Source organism: Stutzerimonas stutzeri (genome assembly GCF_000590475.1).
GTDB classification, from domain to species: domain Bacteria; phylum Pseudomonadota; class Gammaproteobacteria; order Pseudomonadales; family Pseudomonadaceae; genus Stutzerimonas; species Stutzerimonas stutzeri_D.
Window position 1 is genome coordinate 158325 of sequence record NZ_CP007441.1, and the last position, 22483, is coordinate 180807.

The 22483-nt window shown below is 63.2% G+C and carries 19 protein-coding genes; 13 read left to right on the plus strand and 6 right to left on the minus strand.

Annotation, left to right across the window (positions count from 1 at the left end; all coding sequences use genetic code 11):
• The first annotated feature begins 2 nt into the window (after positions 1-2).
• Positions 3-1145, plus strand: coding sequence for a type II secretion system protein GspL (gene gspL / locus CH92_RS00750; protein ID WP_025239891.1), 1143 nt, complete (start codon positions 3-5; stop codon positions 1143-1145).
• On the plus strand, positions 1142-1654 hold the full coding sequence (locus CH92_RS00755; protein WP_025239892.1) for a type II secretion system protein M: 513 nt from the start codon (positions 1142-1144) through the stop codon (positions 1652-1654). Before gspL ends, CH92_RS00755 begins: the two co-directional genes overlap by 4 nt.
• A gap of 55 nt (positions 1655-1709) precedes the next feature.
• On the opposite strand, the gene CH92_RS00760 is transcribed toward CH92_RS00755, so the two are convergent.
• From CH92_RS00760 to CH92_RS00770, 3 genes are all read right to left on the minus strand, one after another.
• On the minus strand, positions 1710-3113 hold the full coding sequence (locus CH92_RS00760; protein ID WP_025239893.1) for an aminoacyl-tRNA deacylase and HDOD domain-containing protein: 1404 nt from the start codon (positions 3111-3113) through the stop codon (positions 1710-1712).
• Positions 3114-3190: 77 nt separating this feature from the next.
• The gene (recG, locus tag CH92_RS00765; protein WP_025239894.1) at positions 3191-5266 is read right to left on the minus strand and encodes an ATP-dependent DNA helicase RecG; all 2076 of its coding nucleotides are present in this window, start codon (positions 5264-5266) and stop codon (positions 3191-3193) included.
• Between the two features lie 4 nt (positions 5267-5270).
• Complete coding sequence (locus CH92_RS00770; protein ID WP_025239895.1) at positions 5271-6191, minus strand: hydrogen peroxide-inducible genes activator; 921 nt, start codon at positions 6189-6191, stop codon at positions 5271-5273.
• 167 nt (positions 6192-6358) lie between these two features.
• Here CH92_RS00770 and CH92_RS00775 point away from each other — a divergent pair, with 167 nt between their 5' ends.
• The 4 genes from CH92_RS00775 to CH92_RS00795 all read left to right on the plus strand — a co-directional run bounded on the left by CH92_RS00775 (position 6359) and on the right by CH92_RS00795 (position 11515).
• Entirely contained in the window at positions 6359-7219 is an 861-nt protein-coding gene (locus tag CH92_RS00775; protein WP_025239896.1) for an NAD-dependent epimerase/dehydratase family protein, read from the plus strand.
• Positions 7220-7527: 308 nt separating this feature from the next.
• Positions 7528-8700, plus strand: a complete 1173-nt coding sequence (locus tag CH92_RS00780; protein WP_025239897.1) for a zinc-dependent alcohol dehydrogenase — start codon at positions 7528-7530, stop codon at positions 8698-8700.
• A 70-nt stretch (positions 8701-8770) separates the two neighbouring features.
• The gene (locus tag CH92_RS00785) at positions 8771-9295 is read left to right on the plus strand and encodes a hypothetical protein (RefSeq protein WP_025239898.1); all 525 of its coding nucleotides are present in this window, start codon (positions 8771-8773) and stop codon (positions 9293-9295) included.
• Positions 9296-10582: 1287 nt separating this feature from the next.
• Positions 10583-11515 (plus strand): AEC family transporter, encoded by a 933-nt coding sequence (locus tag CH92_RS00795; protein WP_025239900.1) that lies wholly within the window; start codon positions 10583-10585, stop codon positions 11513-11515.
• Positions 11516-11572: 57 nt separating this feature from the next.
• On the opposite strand, the gene CH92_RS00800 is transcribed toward CH92_RS00795, so the two are convergent.
• A complete protein-coding gene (locus CH92_RS00800; protein ID WP_025239901.1) occupies positions 11573-12520 on the minus strand; it encodes a methyltransferase in 948 nt (315 codons plus the stop codon).
• 25 nt (positions 12521-12545) lie between these two features.
• Positions 12546-13997, minus strand: coding sequence for an iron-containing redox enzyme family protein (locus CH92_RS00805; RefSeq protein ID WP_025239902.1), 1452 nt, complete (start codon positions 13995-13997; stop codon positions 12546-12548).
• 191 nt (positions 13998-14188) lie between these two features.
• On the opposite strand from CH92_RS00805, the gene CH92_RS00810 reads away from it, so the two are divergent.
• Both CH92_RS00810 and CH92_RS00815 read left to right on the plus strand, forming a co-directional pair.
• Entirely contained in the window at positions 14189-14407 is a 219-nt protein-coding gene (locus tag CH92_RS00810; RefSeq protein WP_025239903.1) for a hypothetical protein, read from the plus strand.
• A 409-nt stretch (positions 14408-14816) separates the two neighbouring features.
• Positions 14817-15506, plus strand: a complete 690-nt coding sequence (locus tag CH92_RS00815) for a dienelactone hydrolase family protein (RefSeq protein WP_025239904.1) — start codon at positions 14817-14819, stop codon at positions 15504-15506.
• A gap of 19 nt (positions 15507-15525) precedes the next feature.
• Here the strand turns inward: CH92_RS00815 and CH92_RS00820 are convergent, their stop codons facing one another.
• A complete protein-coding gene (locus tag CH92_RS00820) occupies positions 15526-16704 on the minus strand; it encodes a lactonase family protein (RefSeq protein WP_200869635.1) in 1179 nt (392 codons plus the stop codon).
• A gap of 294 nt (positions 16705-16998) precedes the next feature.
• Here CH92_RS00820 and CH92_RS00825 point away from each other — a divergent pair, with 294 nt between their 5' ends.
• The 5 genes from CH92_RS00825 to CH92_RS00845 all read left to right on the plus strand — a co-directional run bounded on the left by CH92_RS00825 (position 16999) and on the right by CH92_RS00845 (position 22468).
• Positions 16999-18162, plus strand: coding sequence for an acyl-CoA dehydrogenase family protein (locus CH92_RS00825; RefSeq protein WP_025239906.1), 1164 nt, complete (start codon positions 16999-17001; stop codon positions 18160-18162).
• A 104-nt stretch (positions 18163-18266) separates the two neighbouring features.
• Positions 18267-21014 carry a response regulator gene (locus CH92_RS00830; protein WP_144381072.1) on the plus strand — a complete coding sequence of 916 codons (2748 nt, stop codon included), beginning with the start codon at positions 18267-18269 and terminating at the stop codon, positions 21012-21014.
• A gap of 114 nt (positions 21015-21128) precedes the next feature.
• Entirely contained in the window at positions 21129-21485 is a 357-nt protein-coding gene (locus CH92_RS00835; RefSeq protein WP_025239908.1) for a YciI family protein, read from the plus strand.
• A gap of 75 nt (positions 21486-21560) precedes the next feature.
• A complete protein-coding gene (locus CH92_RS00840; protein ID WP_025239909.1) occupies positions 21561-22007 on the plus strand; it encodes a YybH family protein in 447 nt (148 codons plus the stop codon).
• Positions 22008-22111: 104 nt separating this feature from the next.
• A complete protein-coding gene (locus tag CH92_RS00845) occupies positions 22112-22468 on the plus strand; it encodes a YciI family protein (protein ID WP_025239910.1) in 357 nt (118 codons plus the stop codon).
• The last annotated feature ends 15 nt before the right edge of the window (positions 22469-22483 follow it).

The following is a 22483-nucleotide window of genomic DNA, read 5'->3' on the forward strand; positions in this document are numbered from 1 at the left end:
CGATGGACTGCCTGTTTCTGCCTGCCGATTGCTGCACCCGGCTTGGCGCCGACGCCCAGGTTTACTGGCTGCCGGGGGAGGGCGAAGGGGGCTGGATGCCGTTGGCCAGCTGTGCCGAGCAGGCGTCGGCCGCCGTGACGCTGGTGTTGCCCGCCGAGGTCTGCAGCGCCTTTGCGGTCAATCTGCCGACCCGTAAGGCGCGCTGGATCAGCCAGGCACTGGCCTATGCAGTCGAAGAGCTGTTGGCCGAAAACGTCGACGATCTACACCTGACCCACGGTGACGCGCTGGACGATGGCCGTCGGCGGGTCATCGCGATTCGTCGACAGTTGCTGGCCGATTGGCTGGCGGATTTGCAGGCGCTGGGGCTGACCATCGTCGCCATCCATGTCGATGCTGATCTGCTGCCCCGCGACGGCACCCAACTGCTATTCATCGACGGGCGCGCGCTGTTGGGAGGCGCTCCGGAAGCCCGGCTCGCCTTCGACAGCAATCAGTGGCCGCATCTGGCCGCGCAGTGCCCGACGCCTCGTCATGGGCATGGCACCTCCGACGAGTCGCCCGAGTCGCTCGATGACTATCAGCAGCTGGATGATCCCTATCGCTTTCTTGCCTCGGGACGCGCGGCCGCGCTGAATCTGGCTCAGGGTGACTTCGCCGTGCAGGCCGCCGGCAGCGGGCTGGGTCAATGGAAACCAGTATTGCTGGTGCTCGCGCTGGTGCTGGCCGTGCAACTGATCTTCAATCTGGCCCAGGCCTGGTCATTGGAGCGCCAGGCGGAACGTTACGCCGAAGCCAGCCACGCGCTTTACAGCGAGCTGTTTCCGGAGGATCGGCGCATCGTCAACCTGCGTGCGCAGTTCGACGAGCACATCGGCCAGAGTGCCGGCACCTCGACGGGCTTCATGCGCTTGCTGGACGAGGTGGCGCAGGCCATAGCCGAGGGCTTTCCGGTGTCGATCAGTCAGCTGGACTACAACCAGGCCCGCGGCGACCTTGCCTTGCAGGTGCGCGCCAGCGACTTCGCGGCGCTGGAACAGTTGCGTCAACGCCTGGGCCAGACCGGCGAAAGCGTCCAGTTGGGCTCGGCCAGTCGTGATGGCGATGCCGTCAGCGCGCGCGTGGTGATTGGAGGCCGAGGATGAACCTGAAACAACAGATGCGCGTACGTCTGGCCGAATCTCCGCTGTGGTTGCGCTGGCAGCGCCTGCAGCCCCGCGAGCGCCTGTCGGTGACCCTGCTTGGGGCGTTCCTGCTGGTGGTGCTGTTCTACCTGTTGCTCTGGCAGCCGGCGCAGCAGCGGGTGCGTGATGCCCAAGCATATTTCCAGCAGACGCGCGAGCTGCATGCCTATCTGGAGCAGAACACCGAACTGGCCCGGCAGATGTCGCGCAGCAAGCCGGTTTCACTGGCACCCGAGCAACTACAGGGGCTGGTGACGCAAAGCGCACAGCAGAGCGGCTTGACCATCGAGAGCTTCGACTTCGGCAATGACGGCAGCTTGCAGGTGACCTTGCCCGGAGCGCCCTACGGCACGTTGTTGCGCTGGTTCGACGAGCTGCAGGCGGCGGGCGCGAGCCTCGCCGAGGTCAGCATCAGTCAGGTCGGTGAGGGACTGGTGGATGCGCGGGTGAGCTTCCGCGCAAACGGCTAAGTTGTCGTGAAGTGCAGGGCGGGGCTCGGTCGGTTCCGTAGGCGCCGCCCAGGCTTCAATGTTGCGGCTGGATCTGCGTCGCCAGGGCACGTAACGCGGCTTCGGCGTCGAGCACCTTGTTCACTACGTCGTTGGCCTTCTCGCGGCTCAGCCCGAGTTGATCGAACAGTGCTTGCGGGATTTCGCTGTATGGGCCGGAGCCGATACCGCGGTTGCGCAGCAGGTGCACGGCCAGGCAGACCAGATTGGCGTGACCGGCATGCTCGCCCTGATAGTTGGGGTCATGCTGAAAGCGCAGCGCCGTGGACAGTTCGTCCGGCATTCCCCAATAGCGCATCAGCCAGGCGCCAATCTGCTCACGGGTGATGCCCAGCAAATGCTGTTCGATCACGCTGTGGCTGAGATGCGGGTTGACCTCCAGGTGCCGGCAGATCAGCGAGAAGTGCGGCGGAAACACATGCGCGAGCACCAGATAGCCGAAGTTGTGCAGCAGACCGGCCAGGTAGCTGATCCCCGCCTCCGGGCGCTGAGTGCGCGGGATGGCCCGATTCAATCCCTCGATCACTGCCGCGGTGTAGATCGACTGTTGCCAGTACGGCGTCGCCTGCTGCGGTTGATCATTGGGCAGGCTTAGGGATTTGCCCAGCGCCAGACCCAGTGCCAGGTTGATCACCAGATCGAAACCGAGCACCCGCACGATGGCATCCTCCACCGAACGGATCTTGCCCGGGGCTGCGTAGTACGGCGAGGCGGCCCAGCTGACCACCTGCGCGGCCAGCGCAGGATCGGTCTCGACCACGCCGGTAATGTCGTCCACCGTGGCGTCGGGGTCGACGCGTAGCTTGATGATCTTCTGCGCCGTCTGCGCCAGCGGAGGAATCTCGATGGTTTCTTCCAGGCGCTTCTGGATCCGTCGTGCGGTAAAGCTCTGCACGGCCTGGCTGATTTCGGCGCGATCCTCTTCGGGACGGTCGAGGTTGGGTTTGATCTGGCTCAGCGGCGCTGCGAACCGGCCCGCGCTGGCCTTGCTGAGCAGCGTCTTGAAATCATTGCTGGACAGGGCCAGGAGCAGACCCGGCTGACCGGACTCGATCAGCAGCTCCGGTTGCTGTAGTAGCCGCTCTTCATAGAGGCACGGCGAACTGGTCAGCGGCGGCAAGCCGGGCAACACCTTCAGGTCGTGCTTGGCCAGCATGCGCATGAGTCGATCGGGTTTGACAGCGACCAGCTGGCGCCCGGTCAACTCAACCAGGGAGGGCAAATCCAGCAGGTGATCGCGGGGATAAAGCACCAACAGCGCACCGATGGCATCGTCGACCAGAACCGCCTGTACGCGACGGGCGGGGTCCAGATCCGAGTGGTCCTCGCAGGTGCGATAAGGCAGTGCCAGTTTGTCCAGCAGCTGAACAATCATTGGGGCCAGCGTGATTTCTTTTGTTGTGTCGACAGCCGAGTTCATGAGCAAGTGATCCGTCTTATTCCCATGCGGCGCAGTATAGCCTCATGATTAGTGCGGTTTGGATTTACCGACGAGCGTTAAACCTGCCCATATTGCTGGCCGTGCCGCAGCCAGCGCTCTAGCAAGGGGCTTACGTGCTTGGGCCAGTGTGCAAGCAAGGCGTGAGCCGCGTCGCGTACGGCAGGCAGCAGATCGGCATCGCGCATCAGGTCGGCGACCTTGAACTGCAGCAGGCCGGTCTGACGGGTGCCGAGCATTTCACCGGGGCCGCGCAGCTCCAGATCCTTTTCCGCGATGATGAAGCCATCGCAGGTTTCCCGCATGATCCCCAGTCGTTCGCGGCCGATCTGCGAAAGTGGCGGGTGATAGAGCAGTACGCAATGGCTGGCCGCACTGCCACGGCCGACCCGGCCGCGCAGCTGGTGCAGCTGGGCGAGCCCGAGGCGTTCTGGGTTCTCGATGATCATCAGGCTGGAATTCGGCACGTCGACGCCGACCTCAATCACCGTCGTGGCCACCAGCAGCTGCAGCCGCCCTTCCTTGAATTCGGCCATTACCGCGGCCTTCTCGGCCGGCTTCATGCGGCCGTGGATCAGCCCGACATTGAGCCCGCCGAGCGCCGCCGAAAGATCTTCAAAGGTGGTTTCCGCTGCCTGGCAGGTCAACTCTTCGGATTCCTCGATCAAGGTGCAGACCCAATAGGCCTGACGGCCCTCGTTGCAGGCTGAACGCACTCGCTCGATGACTTCCAGGCGGCGGCTGTCGGCCACCAGCACGGTGTTCACCGGCGTGCGGCCGGGCGGCAGCTCGTCGAGGATCGAGGTGTCCAGGTCGGCATAGGCGCTCATCGCCAGCGTCCGCGGGATCGGCGTAGCGGTCATGATCAACTGGTGCGGGCAGAGCCGGCCATCGACGCCCTTGCGCCGCAGCGCCAGACGCTGCTGGACGCCAAAGCGGTGCTGTTCGTCGATGATCACCAGGGCGAGGCGCTTGAATTGCACCTCTTCCTGGAACAGTGCATGGGTGCCGACCACCATCGGGCAACCCGCGGCGATGCGCTCCAGCGCCGCCGTACGCGCTTTGCCTTTGAGCTTGCCGGCCAGCCAGGCGACCTCGATACCCAGGGGTTCGAGCCATTTGCAGAAGGTGATGAAGTGCTGCTCGGCGAGAATCTCGGTCGGCGCCATCAGCGCCACCTGATAGCCCGCTTCCAGTGCCTGTAGGGCAGCCAGCGCGGCGACTACTGTCTTGCCTGCGCCAACGTCACCCTGCACCAGACGCAGCATCGGCTCGTCTTGGGCAAGGTCGTAGGCGATCTCGCCACCGACCCGCTGCTGCGCGCCGGTGGGCTGGAAACCGAGATTCTCCAGGTAACGCTTTGGCAGCTCACGCGCCACTGGCAGTGGCGGCGCGTGCTGGGCGCGGCTGCTTTCGCGCAAGCGTTGCATCGAAAGCTGGTGGGTCAGCAGCTCCTCGAACGCCAGGCGATGCTGGGCCCAATGACGGCCCTCGGCGAGTTCTTCGAGATCAGCGTCCGGTGGCGGTCGGTGCAGGTAGCGGATGGCCTCGTCCAGCTTGGCCAGGCGATAGTCACGGGTCAGCTCATCGGGCAGCCAGTCGGGCAGGCTGTGCGGGCCGAGCCGGGCCAGCGCCTGCTGCGTGAGTTGGCGTAGGCGCTGTTGGGTCAGCCCTTCGGTGGTCGGGTAGATGGGCGTGAGCGTCTGCTCCACGGCAACCGCTTCGCTGTCGCTGAGTGCCCGATATTCCGGGTGATAGATTTCCAGGCCCGACGCGCCGGGCCGGGCCTCGCCGTAGCAACGCAGCTGGGTGCCGCGCTTGAGCCCTTCTTTCTGTGCCTGGCTGAAATGATAGAAGCGCAGGCTGAGGCTGCCGCTGCCGTCATGCAGGCGCACCAGCAGGCTGCGCCGCCGGCCCATGACCACATCGGCACCGGTGACCGTGCCTTCGACCACCGCATCCTGGCCGGGGCGCAGCGCACCGATCGGGACGATGCGAGTACGGTCCTGATAGCGCAGCGGCAAATGGAACAGCAGATCCTGCAGAGTTTCCAGGCCGACTTTGGCGAGCTTTTCGGCCAGCGCCGCGCCGACGCCCTTGAGTGCGGTAACCGGTACCGCAGCCAGCTCGCTCATGGCATCAGGCTTTATCGGCGGGCGGTTTCGCAACCGAACACAGGCGGATGGAATCGGCCAACACTTCGATGGCTCTTGGGCGCGGGAAGCTGGCGCGCCAGGCAATAGCGACGGTACGGAAAGGCACGGGTGGCGTCAGCGGGCGGATGTCCAGCACGCCAGCTGAGTAGTGATGACTGTCCACCGCGGACAGCGGCAGGATCGATACGCCGAGGCCGGATGCGACCATGTGGCGGATGGTTTCCAGCGATGAAGATTCGACGGTGGTATGGCTCGGCGCTTCGCCCTTGCGCGTGGTAGGGCAGGCTTCGAGTACCTGATCGCGGAAGCAGTGACCTTCGCCGAGCAGCAACAGGCTCTTGTCGTTGAGCATCTCGCTGTCGATGGTTTCCTTCTTCGTCCACGGGTGGCCGGCCGGCATCAGTACGTAGAAGGGCTCGTCGTACAGCGGCAGCGTGAGGACATCGGCTTCCTGGAACGGCAGTGCGATGATGATCGCGTCCAGCTCGCCGGTGCGCAGCTTGTCGCGCAGAATGTGGGTGAAGTTTTCCTCGATATACAGCGGCATGTCCGGCGCCACGCGATGCAACTGCGGGATCAGGTGCGGAAACATGTAGGGGCCGACGGTGTAAATGGCGCCGACCTTGAGCGGCGCGGCCAGCTGATTCTTACCCGCCTGGGCCAGTTCGCGGATGCTTTGCGCCTGCTCGAGCACTTTCTGCGCCTGGGTCACGATGCCTTCGCCGACAGGCGTCAGCCGCACCGCGCTCTTGGTCCGCTCGAAAATCAGCACGCCAAGCTCATCCTCGAGCTTCTTCACCCCGACCGACAAGGTGGGTTGGCTGACGTGGCAACGTTCGGCGGCGCGGCCGAAGTGGGATTCCTGGGCGAGCGTGACGATGTAGCGCAGTTCGGTCAGTGTCATAGTGAGTTTCCATCAGGGTGCTGGCTAGCATAGCCTTTGCTCGACTTCGAACCAACTATGCGCGACCCGTTCATCGGCGCTGATCAGCGGCAAATTTCATGTGGCAGCGGTACACTTCTGCAAGGCGGGCCGATTGAGGGGTCCGCAACGGTTACGGAGCAACCGCCATGGCTATTCGTCCTTCTGTAATGATCGCCGGCTGCGGCGATGTCGGTATTCGTCTTGGGTTGCAACTGAGCCGAGCGGGTTGGACGGTCTATGGCTTGCGACGCCAAGCGGCCGGCCTGCCGGTGCCGATCCTGCCGGTCAAGGGTGACCTGTCGGCCGACGCGGTGCCGCGCAGCTGGCCCAACGGGGCGCTGGACTATCTGGTATATGCCGCATCGGCCAGTCAGCATGATGAAGCGGGATACCGTGCCGCCTATGTCGACGGCTTGCGCAATGTGCTCGGCTGGCTGCGGCAACGTGGTCAGCGACCCAAACGGCTGTTCTTTCTCTCCAGCACCGGTGTCTATGCCCAGTGCGATGGCGAATGGATCGATGAGACCTCTGCCACCGAACCCGCCGGCTACACCGGCCAGGTCATGCTCGAGGCCGAGCGACTGGCGCTGGACTGTGGCATTCCGGCGACGCGGGTGCGCCTGGCCGGGCTTTACGATCCCGCTCGTCCCTGGATGCAGAATCAGGTGCGTGCCGGTCTGCGGGTCGATCGTGAGCCGCCGCAGTTCAGTAACCGCGTGCACCGTGACGATGCCGCGGCGCTGCTGGCCTGCCTGCTGCAGACCGATCTGAACGGCGGCAATCTGGAGGACTGTTATCTAGGGGTCGACGATGATCCTGCACCGCTGCACGAGGTCATCGACTGGCTGCGCGAGCGCCTCGGGGTGACCCATTGGGCCGAGCAGGCCATGACGCGTCGCGCCGGTAGCAAGCGTTGCAGCAACGCCCGCGCCCGCGCGCTGGGCTGGACACCGCAATACTCGAGCTATCGCAACGGCTACGCCTCCATACGGCCCGGCAAGAACTGATCCCACCAAGGCCACAGCCGCTCGCCACAGCGGCTCSCGCCGCCTACCGCAAACCGTCGAGACGATTCGTCCGCACGCCGATCGCGAGCGTGCGAGGCGTCGCATAACGACAGTCCGTCGGTGATTGCGCCGTCGCGGCCATATTCCGGCAACTCTGCCGCAGCCGCGCTTACTAAAAAAGTGATAACACGCACGTCGTAGCTGCCACATGGCAGCAGCCGGGACAGGAGCAGCTGCCGCCCAGCGGCAATCAATCAGGAAGAACCACCACGGCGGCGTTTCCGAACACCGAACCAGGAGATTTTTCCATGAGAGCCCTTCGCTGGCACGGCAAGCACGATATTCGCTGCGACAACCACGTTCCAGACCCCTCCATCGAGGACCCGCGCGACGCCATCATCAAGGTCAGTTCCTGCGCCATCTGTGGCTCCGATCTGCACCTGTACGACGGTTTCATGCCCGGCATGCAACACGGCGACATCATGGGCCACGAGTTCATGGGCGAGGTGATGGAAGTCGGCTCTGCCAACAAGAAGCTCAAAGTTGGTGATCGCGTGGTGGTGCCCTTCACCATCGTCTGCGGTGAATGCGATCAGTGCCGGCGTGGCAATTTCTCGGTGTGCGAGCGGACCAACCGCAACAAGGAGGTGGCCGACAAGGTCTTTGGCCACACCACCGCCGGGCTCTACGGTTACACCCATCTCACGGGCGGCTACGCAGGTGGACAGGCGGAATACGTCCGCGTGCCCTACGCCGATGTCGGCCCGGTGGTCATCCCTGACGGCCTGACCGATGAGCAGGTGCTGTTTCTCGGCGACATCCTGCCAACCGGCTGGCAGGCTGCGGCGCAATGTGACATCCAACCGACTGACACCGTGGCGGTGTGGGGCGCCGGGCCGGTCGGTCAGTTCGCCATTCGCAGCGCGGTCATGATGGGCGCCGAGCAGGTCATCTGCATCGACAACGTGCCCGAGCGCCTTTCCATGGCCCGTGCCGGTGGCGCTATCACCATCAATTTCGACGAAGAAAGCGTGCTCGAGCGTCTCAAGGAGCTCACTCGCGGCAAGGGCCCGGAGAAGTGCATCGACTCGGTGGGGATGGAGGCACACGCCGCACGCTCGATCGACTCCATGTACGACCGCGCCAAGCAGGCGCTGATGCTGGAGAGCGATCGTCCTCATGTGTTGCGCGAGATGATCTATGTCTGCCGGCCGGCGGGCATCATCTCCATTCCCGGCGTCTATGGCGGCCTGATCGACAAGATCCCGTTCGGCGCGGCGATGAACAAGGGGCTGACCTTCCGCATGGGCCAGACCCACGTCAATCGCTGGACCGATGATCTGCTGCGACGGATACAGGAAGGCGAGATCGATCCGTCCTTCGTGATCACCCACAGCGTCAGCCTCGAGCAGGGACCGGAGATGTACAAGACCTTCCGCGACAAGCATGACGGCTGCATCAAGGTCGTTCTCAAGCCCTGAGGGCGGGCCTCGCGTCTCGCCAGCGGGACGTGGTCGGCTGCTTCTCCAAGCCCCGAGGAGGGACTGATTCATGAGCGTTCCACATCGTGTCACCCATACCAACCACTCCGCCCGTACGCTTGCCCGTGGCCTCGGCTGGTTCAGCATCGGGCTGGGCCTGGCCGAAGTGCTGATGCCCGGCAAGCTGGCTCGTTTTCTCGGCGTGCCCGGTAACGAAGGTCTGATCCGCGCCTGCGGTGCGCGTGAAATCGCTACCGGCGTCGGGCTGCTGTTGAGCGACGATCCCAAGCCCTGGATCTACGTCCGCATCGGCGGCGATATGCTGGATTTGGCCGGGCTCGGCATGAGCATCGAGACCGGTACCGAGCAGGTCAACGCGGCCATCGCCGCGGGTGCGGTGGCGGGCATCACGGCGCTGGACGTGTCCTGTGCGCGTGGTCTGGCCAGTGAAAGCGAGCCCGTCGTCGAGTGGGATTACAGCGATCGCAGCGGTTTTTCCCAATCGCCGGATGCCATGCGTGGGCGCGTCGACGCGGAGTTTGCCGCGGCTCGGGCGGAGCCGAATGGGTACAGTCCGTCGACGGTGCTGCATTAGGGAGCATTTCGGCTGTCACTGAGGCGGGAGGGTCTGCGTTGGTTGGTTTTTGCGGTCTAGGCGATCAGTGAGTTGTTTGAGAGCCTTGCTGGGCAACTTATTTTTGCAAACGCTGGATGGCCGGTCCGAAACAGGTAAGCAAAACGTTTTTGCCGTGTACTGTCGTGGAGCGGCCTTGGCCGCGGAGCTTTGGGCGTTGGGCTTGAGTGATTACCTCCACTGGGCGGTTGGCTGAGGCATTGGTTTCGCCCTGCTGGGCGACTCACTTTTTTCAAACGCGAAAAAAGTAAGCAAAAACGCTTGCCCCTGCATCCGGGTCTCGCTGCGCTCGACTTCCCTCATACCATCGCTGCTCCGAGGGTCGCCGCGTAAGGGCCATCCATGGCCCTTCACGGCTTTCGCGGCATCCATGCCGCTCACCCCTCTGCGCAGCGATTCCATTCGGCCTTCTGACGGGGCGTTCGGTGTCGTCTGATGGTTCGTCTGTTGGTAAACGAGCAAGGCGCTTTAGACGCTAATCTGGGGACCGAACTAGAAAGCCCCTCGCGAAAGAACGTACCTGTCTGCGGCCCGACTCGCTCGGCATCTATGCTTCGCGTACCCCGTGCAGCGTCTACGCTCGGCCTCTTGAAAGGGGCAGAAGTCCGAGTCGCCTGACGGTCTCTTTTGTTCTTTTGTTCTTTTGTTCTTTTGTTCTTGGTTTTGATTTTTTTTTGTGCGAACTATCAGGCGATGCGAAACGCCCCATCAGGAGGGAGAGCGGAATCGTTGTGTAGAGGGGCGAGCCGCAGGGATGCGGCGAGAGCCGTATAGGGCCATGGATGGCCCTCGTACGGCGACCCTCGGAGCGGCGATGGAGCGAACGAACCCCGGCGCAGCCGGGGCCGGATGCGGGGGCAAGACCTTTTGGTTCCTTTTGGGGCTGTTGCCAAAAGGGACTCGCCCGGCAGGGCGAAACCAATGCCTCAGCCAGCTCCGCCATCGGGCCTTAGGCTCGGAAGTCCAAGCCCAAAGCTTCGCGGCCAAGGCCCGCTCCCGCAACAGCGCAATATGAAGGGGCAAGCGGTTTTGCTTACTTTCGACAACCGAAAAAGCGACTCGCCCAGCAGGGCGAAACCAAGCGTCCATCCAACTCGCTAATCGGCGTGAAAGCGAAACCTCCAGCCAACACCCTCTTTCTTCCCGAGCGGGCGATTCGCCTCGGAGAATGCGAGAGGCCATTTTTTGCTAAGGTCTGCAGCCCGTCCCGTACCGCCACCTTTGGCGGTCACCACCCGATGAGAATTCATGTCCGCCGTCGTCAACGTCGTCCTGCCGGTTTTTGCACTGATCTTCCTGGGCTTTATCTGCCGCCGCACCGGCCGCATGGGGCCGAGCGGCGCTTCCGAGCTGAATCGTTTCGTGGTCTGGCTGGGGCTGCCGGCGCTGCTGTTCAGTGTTGTCGCCAATTCCACCTGGGAGCAGCTTTGGCAGCCGGGCTTTATCACGGCGTTCTCGGTGGGCTGTCTTGGCGTGTTCGGCTTCACCCTGATCTACCGCCTGATGCAGAAGCTACCGCTGGCCGACGCCAGCCTCGATGCATTGGGAGCGTCCTACGCCAACACCGGCTATATCGGCATTCCGCTGTGCATGCTGGTGCTCGGTGACGAGGCGCTGCAACCCGCAATGGTGGCCTCGATCATCGTCGTCTGCGTGCTGTTCGCCATCGCACTGGCGTGCGTGGAGACCGGGTTGCATGCCGGCCAAGGTTTCAGCCGAACGTTGGGCAAGGTCAGCGGTGCGCTATTGCGTAACCCCTTGGTAGTGGCGCCGTTGCTCGGAGGCTTGTGGGCCGCGAGCGGAATGGCCCTACCCGTACCGCTGGCGACCCTGCTGAAATTGGTCGGCGCAGCGGCCGCACCTTGCGCGCTGGTGTCGCTGGGGCTGTTTCTCGCCCAGCCGCAACCCGGCGGCGAGGTCACGGGCGTCTGGCCGCTGGTGGCGTTGAAGCTGGTGGTGCAGCCGCTGATCACCTGGTATCTGGCGTTCCAGGTGTTCGAGCTGCCGACGCTCTGGGCCTATTCGGCGCTACTGCTGAGCGCGCTGCCCACCGGTACCGGGCCCTACATGCTCGCCGAGTTCTATGGCCGCGAGGCCTCGCGGGTCTCGCGCGTGGTGCTGTATTCCACGCTGGGCTCATTAATCACACTGTCGGCCTGCCTAGTGTTGCTGCCGGTGTAGCGCGGAAAACCGCGAAGCGTTTTCCATGCGGTGACTGGCAAGGCGGCGCACGCTGCTTCACTCAGCCGGTCGGGTCACTTCCAGCACCACCGCGGCGATGCGGTCGCACTCGGTGTAGGCACCATCGAGCAATTCCTCACCGAATACATCCGGGTCGACTTCGTGGTAGGCCCATTGCAGCCCGCGTCCTTCCATACGCAGGCGGATTTCGTGGAGGAACGGATCATGGCTGCCCGGCATCGCCACGCCGGTATAAAGCAGCAGCGTGCCGCACGGGGCGAGCCGCTTCAGGGCGCTATCGAAAATTGCCAGCGACAGACCCGCCCCCAACGGGCCGCCGCCGTGACGATAGGCGCGCTCTCTCGGGTCGATCAGGTAAGGGGGATTGGCCAGTATCAGATCGAACTCGCCTTCGACGTCGTTGAGCAGATCGCTATGCCGAGCCGTCAAGTTGTCAGCGCCGGCGAGGGTCGCGTTGATCCGCGTCAGGCGCAACGCTTCGGGGTTGATGTCCACCGCCACCACCTCGGCCTGTGGTCGCGCCAGTGCGGTAAGAATGGCGCCGGCGCCGGAGCCGCAACCGATATCCACCGCGCGGCTGATGCTGCCCTTGTGGTTGTTCAGGTGCGCCAGGATGGCATTGGCGAAACGGTAGGTATCCGGGCCGAAAAATACGGCGTCCGGCGCATCGGTGGGATAGGCCGAATGGATGAACAGCTGACCGTCGAGAGTCGACAAGCGAACCCGACTGCGCCAGCGCGAGCCGCAGGGCTCAAGTACACCGGCCTGGTCCATCAAGCTGAACACCGCCGGTGGCAGCAGCTCATGCTGGAATGGCCGGGACCAGCCGAACACGCCGGTCAGGTCCTTGGCCAGGGCATTCTCGATTCGCTGATTGACCCGTTCGTGGGTCAACGGGGTTGGGGTGATGAAGTGATAGCCGCGCTCGCGCAGCGCCTGAGCCAGATGCAGCAGTGCGCGGTCCCGTGCGTTTTCCAAAGTCATGTGATTCCCTGGCGAGGTTTCGCCTTCAGTTGAACAGTCCGGTGAAAAGCCGAGTCGCGAGCAGGCCGGCAGCGCTGTGGTGGCGGGAGGGAGCCAGCAAGGGCAGCAAATGGCGCATGCGCGCCTCGCGCGTCGGCAGTTGCGCCAGTTGCTGTTCCAGCAGCTGAGCCTCCTGATCGAAATCGCTGACCGCCTGGGCTTTATCCTGCACCAGGGCGGGCTTGGCTGGTCGTTCGCTGGTAACGCGCCGTCGGCCGCTGAACTGACCCTGGCGCTGCGCCAGGGAAGGATGCGGCTTGCCCCGGGTCGGGGCCTGCTCCGCCAGCCAGTCGCCGGCGATCCAGTCATGCAGCAGTTGCTGCTCGTGGGCGCTGAATACACCGAACATCGGTGCCTGTTCTCCGGTAATCAGTTGCCAGAAGCGGCTGTGCTGCGGATCTTCGTGGCGCTTGATCCAACCGCGGTGCTGCAAGGTGTCGAGGAACTGGGGAATCCGCTCCGGCTCGGCCAGCCACTGGTTGACCGTGTAGCCATCGAAGCGGCAGTAATCGGAATGCACGAACTGCCCGACGCCGGCCTTCTTTTCCAGCACGCGCAGCACCTCCTGTTCGGGATCGAAGCCGCCGATCACCGAGAGCGTGCTGGCGCCCAGATCGTTGAGGCGATAACCGTTGACGACCCGGCGATAGAATTCCTCGCTGTCGCCAACCTGCGGCCAGGCGGCCAGTAGACCTTGAATGGCCTTTTTCGCATGGCCGTTGTCGGCGTTGTCGACCGTCACGTGCAGGGTGAAATAGTAAGGGTCGATGCCCAATTCGGTGAGCTCGTAGGAACTGATCAGCAGATGCAGCGGTAGCTGCTCGTAGCCCAGATTGAAACCGATCACCTCGGGCAGAAACTGTTCGGCGTGTTCGGCCAACGCCAGCTGGATCGCGCCCTGGACGAAGTGCTCATCCGCGAGGCTCTGCCAGTCGTCGCAGCCCTGGCTGGCGAGCAGTTTGCGATAGAGCACGACATGGTTCTTTTCCGGCTGCCCTTCGCCGAGCTCCTCGAGATAGGTCTGGATCAGCGCAGTGAAGCGCGCATCGTCCCAGCGCTGCAGCAGGCCGTAAAGCCAGGCCCCGTCGACCAGTTTGGTCGGTGCCACGCCCCGCAGGAAGTGCAGCGCGTGGGCCTTGCTGGAGAAATAACGGCGCGGTGCACCGGCGCGGCGCTCGTCGAGGTATGCCTGGTATTGGCCGCCGATCTTCGCCGTATGGCCGTCGAGCCATTCGCCCAACCCCGTGGGGGCATCCGGCAGGTCGCAGGGCAGCGCGGACGCAGCATCCAACTGGGCGTTGAGGTACTGCGCCGCGCTGATACGGACGCTGTCGCTGTCAGGCGCGTCGAGCAGGGCGAAATAAAGCGTCTTGGAGGGCGTCGCCGTTTCCGGAGCAACGGGAACGGCGTCTACGGGCAGGCTTCGAGTCAATTGCATAACTTCACACGGCGGCAGTTGGGGAGGTCCCCAGATGCTTTTTGGGCTGCTGCCGACCGGGATAAGTTCAGCAGGTCTGCCGAATGGCCGGTCGTCCTGCCGGGTGGTCAACGTGCAACTTCCAGTGCCCATCGCCTTCCTAACTACGGAGGCACCGAGGCGTGTCCGATGATCAATCAGACGGAGGTCCCATGAACCCATCCGAACGTGACAAGGCAAATCCCGAAACGCTCAGCGACCGCAACGAAAAACGCAGTGATCAGGCGCGCGACCCTCGCAATGGCGAAGTTGCCGGCGGCGATCGCAACGACGTACCGGGCGGTGCCTACAACGTGCCGCCGGGCATGGCGGATGAGGTCAGCGAAGAAGAAGCGTTGAAGCGTCCCAAGCCGCAGAACCCCGAGCGCTAGCCGCCTGCGGTGCGGCCTCGCTCGGCGGCCGGAGATGCCTCCGGCGAGCCTTGATGTACGACGCGGGTGGGTCGCCTGCTGCCGTTAAACACCGCGCCGCTGTGGCCGGGACGGGACGCTCGGCCATGGTCTGCCGTGGCACACAGCTGACGGGTAAAGAGATCTGCTAGTGGGTGCAAGCAACCATGTCTCGATGTGTTGTCGCGATTCGTTCGAATGAGCCAGCTCTCGACCGGACCTGCCCTCCATTCGGCCTACTGCTCCGAAGGCGCCGGCGACCAACCCGCCTAAGCCGGCTCGCAACGAACTCTGACCGGCAGCTCCTGTCGCAACTCCTTTGACAGTGGCCCCTTTACGGGTGGCTGATAATCGGTGGTCTGCAACCCCCTTCAGGCCAGAGGAGACGCAAATGACTTCACAGTGGATCGATATTTCTGCGCAGGACGGAACCTTCAAGGGCTACCTGTCCCTGCCGCCGACCGGTACCGGTCCGGGGCTGGTGCTGATTCAAGAAATCTTCGGGGTTAACGATCACATCCAGGCTGTCGCCGACCAGTACGCACGTGATGGCTACGTGGTGCTTGCGCCGGACCTGTTCTGGCGCAGCGAGCCGGGTATCCAGCTGGGCTACGCCGAGCAGGACTGGAACCGTGCGGTCGAGCTGAAGAAGCAGCTCGATTTCGACCTGACCATCGATGACTTGCGGCGCAGCGTCGAAACGCTGCGCAAGCGCGACGATTGCAGCGGCGAGGTGGCATCGATCGGCTACTGCATGGGCGGCTTACTCTCGTTTCTCTGTGCCGCCAATGCCGGAGTGGACGGCGCAATCTGCTATTACCCCGGCAGCATCGAAAACCGGCTGGACCAGGCTGAGAAGATCGGTTGCCCGACGCTGTTCCATTTCGCCGAAAAGGACCACTACATTTCGGCCGATGCGGTGGCCGCGGTGCGCCAGGCGATGGCTGGCAAATCGGCGCAGATCGAGACCTATGCCGGTGTCGATCACGGCTTCAACTGCTGGGAGCGCCCGATGTACAACCAGACCGCCGCTGCGCTGGCGCACGGGCGGTCGTTGATGTTTCTGGCGAATACCCTCTGACGCTACCCGGCTCTATGGTTTAGAGCCCGCTGCGATCGATGAACTTCACATCCGAGGGGCGTCCGATCGGCAGCGTCTGCAGGGTATCGCCCAGCATGCCGTTGTCGGGGTCGCGCCGCAGCACCACCAGCGCATCACTTTTCTGGTTGGCAATGATCATGTATCGCCCGCTCGGGTCGATGGCGAACTCCCGCGGTTCGCGGCCCTCGCTGGAGCGCTGCTGAATCTCACGCAGGTTGGCGTTGTCCTCGATGGCATAGACCATGATGCGGTTCTTTTCGGCGCGATCGCTGATATAGAGAAAGCGGCCATCGGCTGACGGATGGATGGCGCCCGGCGAGTGCAGCTTGATGTCACCGCCTGCGGCCAGATCGACCAGTTGCCGCTGCACCAGACTGCCGTCGACATGATCGAAGCGCGCCACCTGAGCGCTGAGTTCCAAGGTGACGTAAGCCTGGAGGCCATCCGGGCTGAACACCAGATGGCGCGGGCCGCTGCCCTCCGGCAGGCTGATGAAGGCCGGGTCGGCGGGCGACAGCGGGCGCTCTGCATTGGCCGGGTCGTAGCGATAAGCAAAAATCTTGTCCGCGCCCAGGTCGCTGACGAACAGGGTCTTGCCGTCCGGCGACACCACTGCCGAATGTACGTGCGACGATTGCTGACGCTCGGGGTGCACTTCGCTGGCCTTGTGCGTGGCGATCTGCGTCACCGGCATGAGCGTCCCGTCCTTGGCCGTCGGCATCACCGCCAGGCTGCCGCCGGGGTTGGGATTGGAGCCGTAGTTGGAAACGAACAGGTAGCGACCGTCCCGGCTCTGGCTCAGGTGCGTGGGCTCGTCACCCAGGGTGATCTGCTGCGCCAGCGGTGATAGCTGACCGCTGTTCGGCGCCATGATGAAAGCGCTCACACGGCCCACGGGATCGGGCTGTCCCGGCCCGTTCTCGTTTGCTGCGTAAAGCCGGTTGCGGTTCAGATCCAGCGCCAGCCAGGAGGGGTTATCGGTTCGCACGACCTGCAAGGGCTTTGATTCGAGCTGGCCATTTCCGGCATCGAACTGCATGCGGTAGATCCCCTTGCTGTTGTCGTCGCCGGTATAGCTGCCGATCAATACTTGATACATGGGTGCTGCTGCTCCCGCTGTGCTGAATGCCAAGAGAGCCGCGGCGATGCCGAGGCGTATTTGCAATAGGCCGTGCATGGATGCTTTCCCTATTCTGTTGATGATCGACCTGGGCACACGCTTCGGCCCTCTAGGTTGAACACATCAGTGCTCGGGGGTTCGGTATGGATGTGGCATCCGAGCCGCACCCCGTGCTCTTGGCTCTATTCGAACTGCCGCGGGCGTTACGCGGTCTATCCAGAGCTGGGTAAGTTACCCATCTCGCGATTCGCTCACCCCGTACTTCGTTGCGGCGGTGCGCAGCTTTAGGCAAACCGACCCTCGGTAACGGTCATGCCTCAAACGAACTTCAATTCCTAGCGTGGCCTTCCTATGGACTATCAGTTACCCGCTCGGCTCAACGAGCTACAGGGCATTGCAGCCTCGCTTATCGAGACGCATATAGCCCCGGAGGCCGCTAAGGTCGATCAGAACGCTCAGTGGCCGGCCCATTCGATGAAGGTGTTGGGCGAGGCCGGACTGCTTGGGCTGCAAGTGCCGACCGAGCTGGGCGGACACGGCCAGGGGCTGCTCGGGTTGAGTGTTATCACTGAAACCATCGGCAGGGCGTGTCCGTCTTCGGCACTCTGCTTCGGCATGCATTGCGTCGGGACAGCGGTGATCGCCGCCAAGGCCACCCAGCATCAGCAGGACCGTTATCTGCGAGCGATCGCCGAGGGCCGTCACATCACCACTCTGGCGCTCTCCGAACATGGTACGGGCGCCCATTTCTACCTGCCACAGACGCGCATCGAGTCGGATGGCGAGCACTTCACTGTCACCGGCACCAAACAGTTCGTCACCAATGGTGGGCATGCCGACTCCTATGTCGTCTCCACGGTGGCCAGTGACGAGGGTAGCGAGACGGGTGATTTCAGTTGCCTGATCGTCGATGGCGACAGCCAGGGCATGAGTTGGCTCGAGGCTTGGTCCGGATTCGGCATGCGAGGTAATTCATCGCGGCCGCTGCGCCTGGACGAGGTGTCGGTGCCGGTGCAAAACCTGTTGGGCGAAAAAGGCGATCAGGTCTGGTACGTCTTCGAAGTTGTGGCGCCATTCTTTCTGATGGCCATGGCCGGTACCTATCTGGGTATTGCCCAATCGGCCCTGGATGCCGCAGGCGAGCATCTGCGCGCGCGGCGTTATACGCACTCGGGCGAATCGCTACGCGATGTCGAGGCATTACAGATCCGCTACGCCGAGATGTGGACGGCCGTCGAGAAGACCCGCGCCCTGATTCGCGAGGCGGCTCGGCGCGGCGATATGAATCATCCGGATGCGCTGCCCTTCATCCTGTCGTGCAAGGCCGACGCCGGTGAGACGGCAGTCATGCTGACCAATGAGGCAATGACCATCTGCGGCGGCGCTGCGTATCGGGGCAACAGTCGGGTAGCGCAAATGCTTCGCGATGCCCGTGCGGCCCATGTGATGAGTCCAACCACTGATTTGCTGAAATTATGGACAGGCCGCAGTTTGCTCGGCCTGCCGTTGCTTTGAGTGTTTCCGTGGACAGACCGTCGGTTGCCTTGATTGCCGCGCGTGGCGCGGATGATGCAGCGCAGCAGCTTGTCGACAAGGTGGTGGTCGACCAACAGCTGCGGATGACTGTCGTGACCCAGGACCAGCTCGTCGAAAGCCCGAGTACGACCCTGGCTGCGCAGACCGAACCGGCCTTGGTGCTGCTGATGCCGGGGCTGCCCCGACCGCTGATCTCGGCACGGGCGCTACGTGCGCACTGGCACCACTGTGAGTTGATTTTCCTGTGTGCTGTCGGCGGCGCCGAGCAGCTGCGCCGGGCGTTCGGTGTGGCCCCCCTGATCGGCTCGCACTGGTCGATTGTCGAAGTCGCCGAGCCCCAGCTGAGCCGTCAAATCGCTCAGGCGCTTGCAGGGCATCAGCGCAGGCGTCGGCTACGCACTACGCTCGATCGCGCCAATGCATTGCTCAGCGAGCCGCCTCTGCCGGTCGAAGGCAACTACCAGCGACGGCTGAACGCTGACCATTACCTGCATAACTTCATTGACGCCGCACGGGACGCGATCGTCGGCCTCGATAGCGCGCTCAGCGTGTTGTACTGGAGCGCCGGGGCCGAAGAGCTGTTCCGGCTGCGGATAGGCGAGGCCGTACAGCTCGATGCCGAGCGACTCCCGTTCTGGTCACCCTCGCTACAGGCTGGCGTACATCAAGTTCTCGCCGGCACGGCTTCTCACCCGCACGAATGCACCTGCACGGTGGACGGCGTCGATATGACGCTGGAAATTCTGCCCTCGGCCGTGCGTGACGGAAATCGACAGATCATCGGTGTGTCGTTGACCATTCGCGACATTACTACCCTGGCTGCCGAGCGCCGCGCCAGCGAACAACGTGGGCGGGAGATGACGGAAGAGCGTCAGCATCTGCATCGCCTGTTCGATCAGGCCCCGGGCTTCATCGCAATTACCCAGGGCCCGCAGCACATCCTGGAAATCGCCAACCGCGCCTTCCACCAGCTGGTCGGGCTGCGCGACGTGGTCGGTCAGCCGGCATTGGTCGTCTTCCCTCAGACCGAGGGGCGGGATCTAGGCGAGCTGCTGGATCAAATCTATGCCACCAAACGACCCTACGTGGGCCGGGCCAATCCTGTTCTGGTCAGCCGCACCGGATCTGCAGGGGCGCAACGGCGTTTCGTCGATTTCATCTTCCAGCCGATATTGACCGAGCAGGACGAAGTGAGCGGAATCTTCTGTCAAGGTCACGACGTGACGCAGCAGATCCTCGCTCAGCAAGCGCTGCAGCAGTCCCAAGACAACCTGCTGGAGCTGGTGAACGAGCGCACCCGTGAGCTCGAGCAAAGCCGCCATGCGCTGTATCAATCGCAGAAGCTGGAAGCGATTGGCAAGCTGACCGGCGGTGTAGCCCATGATTTCAACAATGTGCTTCAGGTGATCGCCGGCAACTTGCAGCTGATGCGGCCAATGCTTGCCAGCGCCCAGCTTGGGTCGGAGCGCCTGGATGCCGCTGCCCAGGCGGTTGAGCGAGGAGCCAAGCTGGCGGCCGAGTTGCTGGCCTTTGCCCGCAGGCAGCCTTTGCGGCCGACACCCACCAATCTGAGCCGCTTGCTGCGCAACATGGACGAGCTGTTGCGCCAGGCGTTGGGCGAGCGGGTGGAAATTGAAACCATTGTCGCCGGCGGCCTCTGGACGACCATGGTCGATCCGAACCAACTCGAAAATGTCCTGCTCAACCTGGCGATAAACGCCCGTGATGCCATGAGCGAGGGCGGCAAGCTGACCCTCGAACTCTGCAATGCCATGCTCGACGAGCATTACGCGCAAACTCAGGTTGACGTCGAGCCAGGTCAATACGTTCTGCTGGCGGTCTCCGACACGGGTGTCGGCATGACGGAACAGACCATCGAGCGAGCCTTCGAACCCTTCTACACCACCAAGGCGGAAGGTGAAGGCACGGGGCTCGGGTTGAGCATGGCCTATGGCTTTGCCAAACAGAGCGGCGGCCATATCCGCATCTATAGCGAGCTGGGCAGCGGCACGACGGTCAAGCTGTACCTGCCACGTACTGAGCAGCCGGAGGTGACTGCCGTTCCGCTGCCGGTCGGCCCCGCTGTGGGGGGAAACGAGACGATTCTGGTCGTCGAGGACGACCTTGCGGTGCAGGCCACGGTCATCGAATTGCTGTCCGGTCTCGGCTACCGCGTGTTACGGGCCAATGATGCCCAGAGCGCCCTGAGCATTCTGCACAGCGGCATGGTGATCGATCTGTTGTTCACCGACGTGGTCATGCCCGGCAAGCTCAGCAGTACCGAACTGGCACGGCAGGCGAAGTTGCTGTTGCCGAATATCGCTGTGCTGTTCACCTCGGGCTACACGCGAAACGCGATCGTCCACGGTGGCAAGCTGGATGCCGGCGTGGAATTGCTGAGCAAGCCCTATCGTCAGGAGGATCTGGCGCGAAAGATCCGCCAGCTCCTAGGGCAGCGTGACCTGACGCAAGCGCCAGACGATGTCGGCACACAGCCCATGCGCCGTTACGCCATGGTCGTCGAAGACCAGCCGCAACTGCTCGAATTGACGTGCGAAATGCTGGAAGAGTTGGGGTTTGCCGCCGTTGGCTTCCATTCCGCCGAAGAGGCGTCGCAGGCGCTGGACGAACGGCACTTCGATTGTTTGCTGGTGGACGTAAACCTGCCTGGAATGTCTGGTCCTGAGTTCGCGGCGCTGGCGCTTCAGGCACACCCCAGGCTGCGGGTGGTGTTCGTTTCCGGTGATGGCGTGATCGAAACGGAACTGCAGGCTCGCTCTCTGCCCAAGCCCTATTCTTTCGAGCAGCTCGAAGCGATTCTCTCGGATTGACCCGCTTCCCCCATGTAACCGCGTACAGGTGATGGCAACTTTTTTGTAGCGCCTGTCGATTCAGCCCCCAGTTATTCGACTACAGGTAACAACCGCTCCGTCGAGGATGCAGCGATGCGTTATCTGTGCCTGGTTTATCTGGACGAGACCGTTCTGGCGGGCCTGTCCCTTGCCGATCGCGCGGTGCTGGAGGCGGAATGTCGCGATTACCGCGAATGCCTGCAACGCAGCGGCCGGCTGATAGTCGGCGAAGCGCTGCATTCGGCACTCAGCACCACCACCCTGCGCATACAAGGCGATCACGTCTCGCTGCACGATGGTCCGGTGGCCGAAGGGCGCGAACAACCAGCCGCCATCTACCTGTTCGAGGCCTACGATCTCAACGACGCCATTGTGCTGGCTTCACGCATTCCGCCCGTACGCCTGGGATGCGCCGAGGTGCGGGCATTGCATCCACGCGCGCCGCCATGACCCGCGTTCCGTCCGCAATCAAACGTGTTGGATTGTCATCGCGACATGGGTCATCCCAATCAAGAGGAAACGAACATGAACACCGCAAGCGATATTCAGAACGGCGAAACCCGTATCCGTGAACTGATGGCCGAGTTCGAACAGCTCGTTGCCAGCAAGGATGTCGATCGGATCATGGCCCAGTACGCGCCCGACGTCGTGGCCTACGATGCGGTCGGCGAATTGCAGTTCAAGGGCGTCGAGGCCTATCGCGCCCACTGGCAGCGCTGCTTCGACTTCTGCCAGGGCGAAGGCTTCTTCGAGATTGGCGACGTCGATGTCATCGCCAGCGGCGACCTCGCCTTCAGCTATTCGCTGAACCACTGTGGCGGCACCAATGAGAAAGGCGAGATGCAGACGGCCTGGATGCGTGGCACGCGTTGCTGGCGCCTGCAGGGCGGCGACTGGAAGGTCATGCACGAGCACTTCTCGATGCCGTTCGACATGGCCAGCGGTCAGGCTTGCTTCGACCTCAAGCCTTGAACTGAGCACCGCCTCACCCCGCCCAGCTGCCGCGTCGTGGAGCCCTCGTGCTTTCGCTGCCAGCTGCTATGGTTGTCGGTCTGCATGATGTGATGGAGAACAGCATGAAATACCTGTGCCTCGTCTACTACGACGAACAACGAGTGGATGCCATGACCGACGAGCAGTGGGCCGCCCTGGTCGACCAGTGCATGGCCAACAGTGAACGCCTGCACCAAAGCGGCCACTTCGTCGCCGGCGAGCCGCTGCAGTCGGTACGCACCGCCAAGACCGTGCGCGTACGCGACGGTGCGGTCTCGGTGGTTGACGGCCCATTCGCCGAAACCCGCGAGCAACTGGCCGGGTTCTATCTGCTGGAGGCGGCGGATTTCGACGAGGCGGTGCAGTTGGCGGCGAAGATTCCGCCAGCCACGCTGGGCAGTATCGAAGTGCGTCCGCTGCGCCAGCTGCCTGATCGTTGAGTCACCAGGGCGCGT

Coding starts and splice junctions, on each gene's coding strand:
- CH92_RS00810 (WP_025239903.1), top strand. CDS start 14,189: ATGAACCCATCCGAACGTGACAAGGCAAATCCCGAAACGCTCAGCGAC.
- CH92_RS00770 (WP_025239895.1), bottom strand. CDS start 6,191: ATGACACTGACCGAACTGCGCTACATCGTCACGCTCGCCCAGGAATCC.
- CH92_RS00840 (WP_025239909.1), top strand. CDS start 21,561: ATGAACACCGCAAGCGATATTCAGAACGGCGAAACCCGTATCCGTGAA.
- CH92_RS00760 (WP_025239893.1), bottom strand. CDS start 3,113: ATGAACTCGGCTGTCGACACAACAAAAGAAATCACGCTGGCCCCAATG.
- CH92_RS00795 (WP_025239900.1), top strand. CDS start 10,583: ATGTCCGCCGTCGTCAACGTCGTCCTGCCGGTTTTTGCACTGATCTTC.
- CH92_RS00800 (WP_025239901.1), bottom strand. CDS start 12,520: ATGACTTTGGAAAACGCACGGGACCGCGCACTGCTGCATCTGGCTCAG.
- CH92_RS00755 (WP_025239892.1), top strand. CDS start 1,142: ATGAACCTGAAACAACAGATGCGCGTACGTCTGGCCGAATCTCCGCTG.
- CH92_RS00835 (WP_025239908.1), top strand. CDS start 21,129: ATGCGTTATCTGTGCCTGGTTTATCTGGACGAGACCGTTCTGGCGGGC.
- CH92_RS00775 (WP_025239896.1), top strand. CDS start 6,359: ATGGCTATTCGTCCTTCTGTAATGATCGCCGGCTGCGGCGATGTCGGT.
- CH92_RS00825 (WP_025239906.1), top strand. CDS start 16,999: ATGGACTATCAGTTACCCGCTCGGCTCAACGAGCTACAGGGCATTGCA.
- CH92_RS00845 (WP_025239910.1), top strand. CDS start 22,112: ATGAAATACCTGTGCCTCGTCTACTACGACGAACAACGAGTGGATGCC.
- CH92_RS00785 (WP_025239898.1), top strand. CDS start 8,771: ATGAGCGTTCCACATCGTGTCACCCATACCAACCACTCCGCCCGTACG.
- CH92_RS00805 (WP_025239902.1), bottom strand. CDS start 13,997: ATGCAATTGACTCGAAGCCTGCCCGTAGACGCCGTTCCCGTTGCTCCG.
- recG (WP_025239894.1), bottom strand. CDS start 5,266: ATGAGCGAGCTGGCTGCGGTACCGGTTACCGCACTCAAGGGCGTCGGC.
- CH92_RS00815 (WP_025239904.1), top strand. CDS start 14,817: ATGACTTCACAGTGGATCGATATTTCTGCGCAGGACGGAACCTTCAAG.
- CH92_RS00820 (WP_200869635.1), bottom strand. CDS start 16,704: ATGCACGGCCTATTGCAAATACGCCTCGGCATCGCCGCGGCTCTCTTG.
- CH92_RS00830 (WP_144381072.1), top strand. CDS start 18,267: ATGACTGTCGTGACCCAGGACCAGCTCGTCGAAAGCCCGAGTACGACC.
- gspL (WP_025239891.1), top strand. CDS start 3: ATGGACTGCCTGTTTCTGCCTGCCGATTGCTGCACCCGGCTTGGCGCC.
- CH92_RS00780 (WP_025239897.1), top strand. CDS start 7,528: ATGAGAGCCCTTCGCTGGCACGGCAAGCACGATATTCGCTGCGACAAC.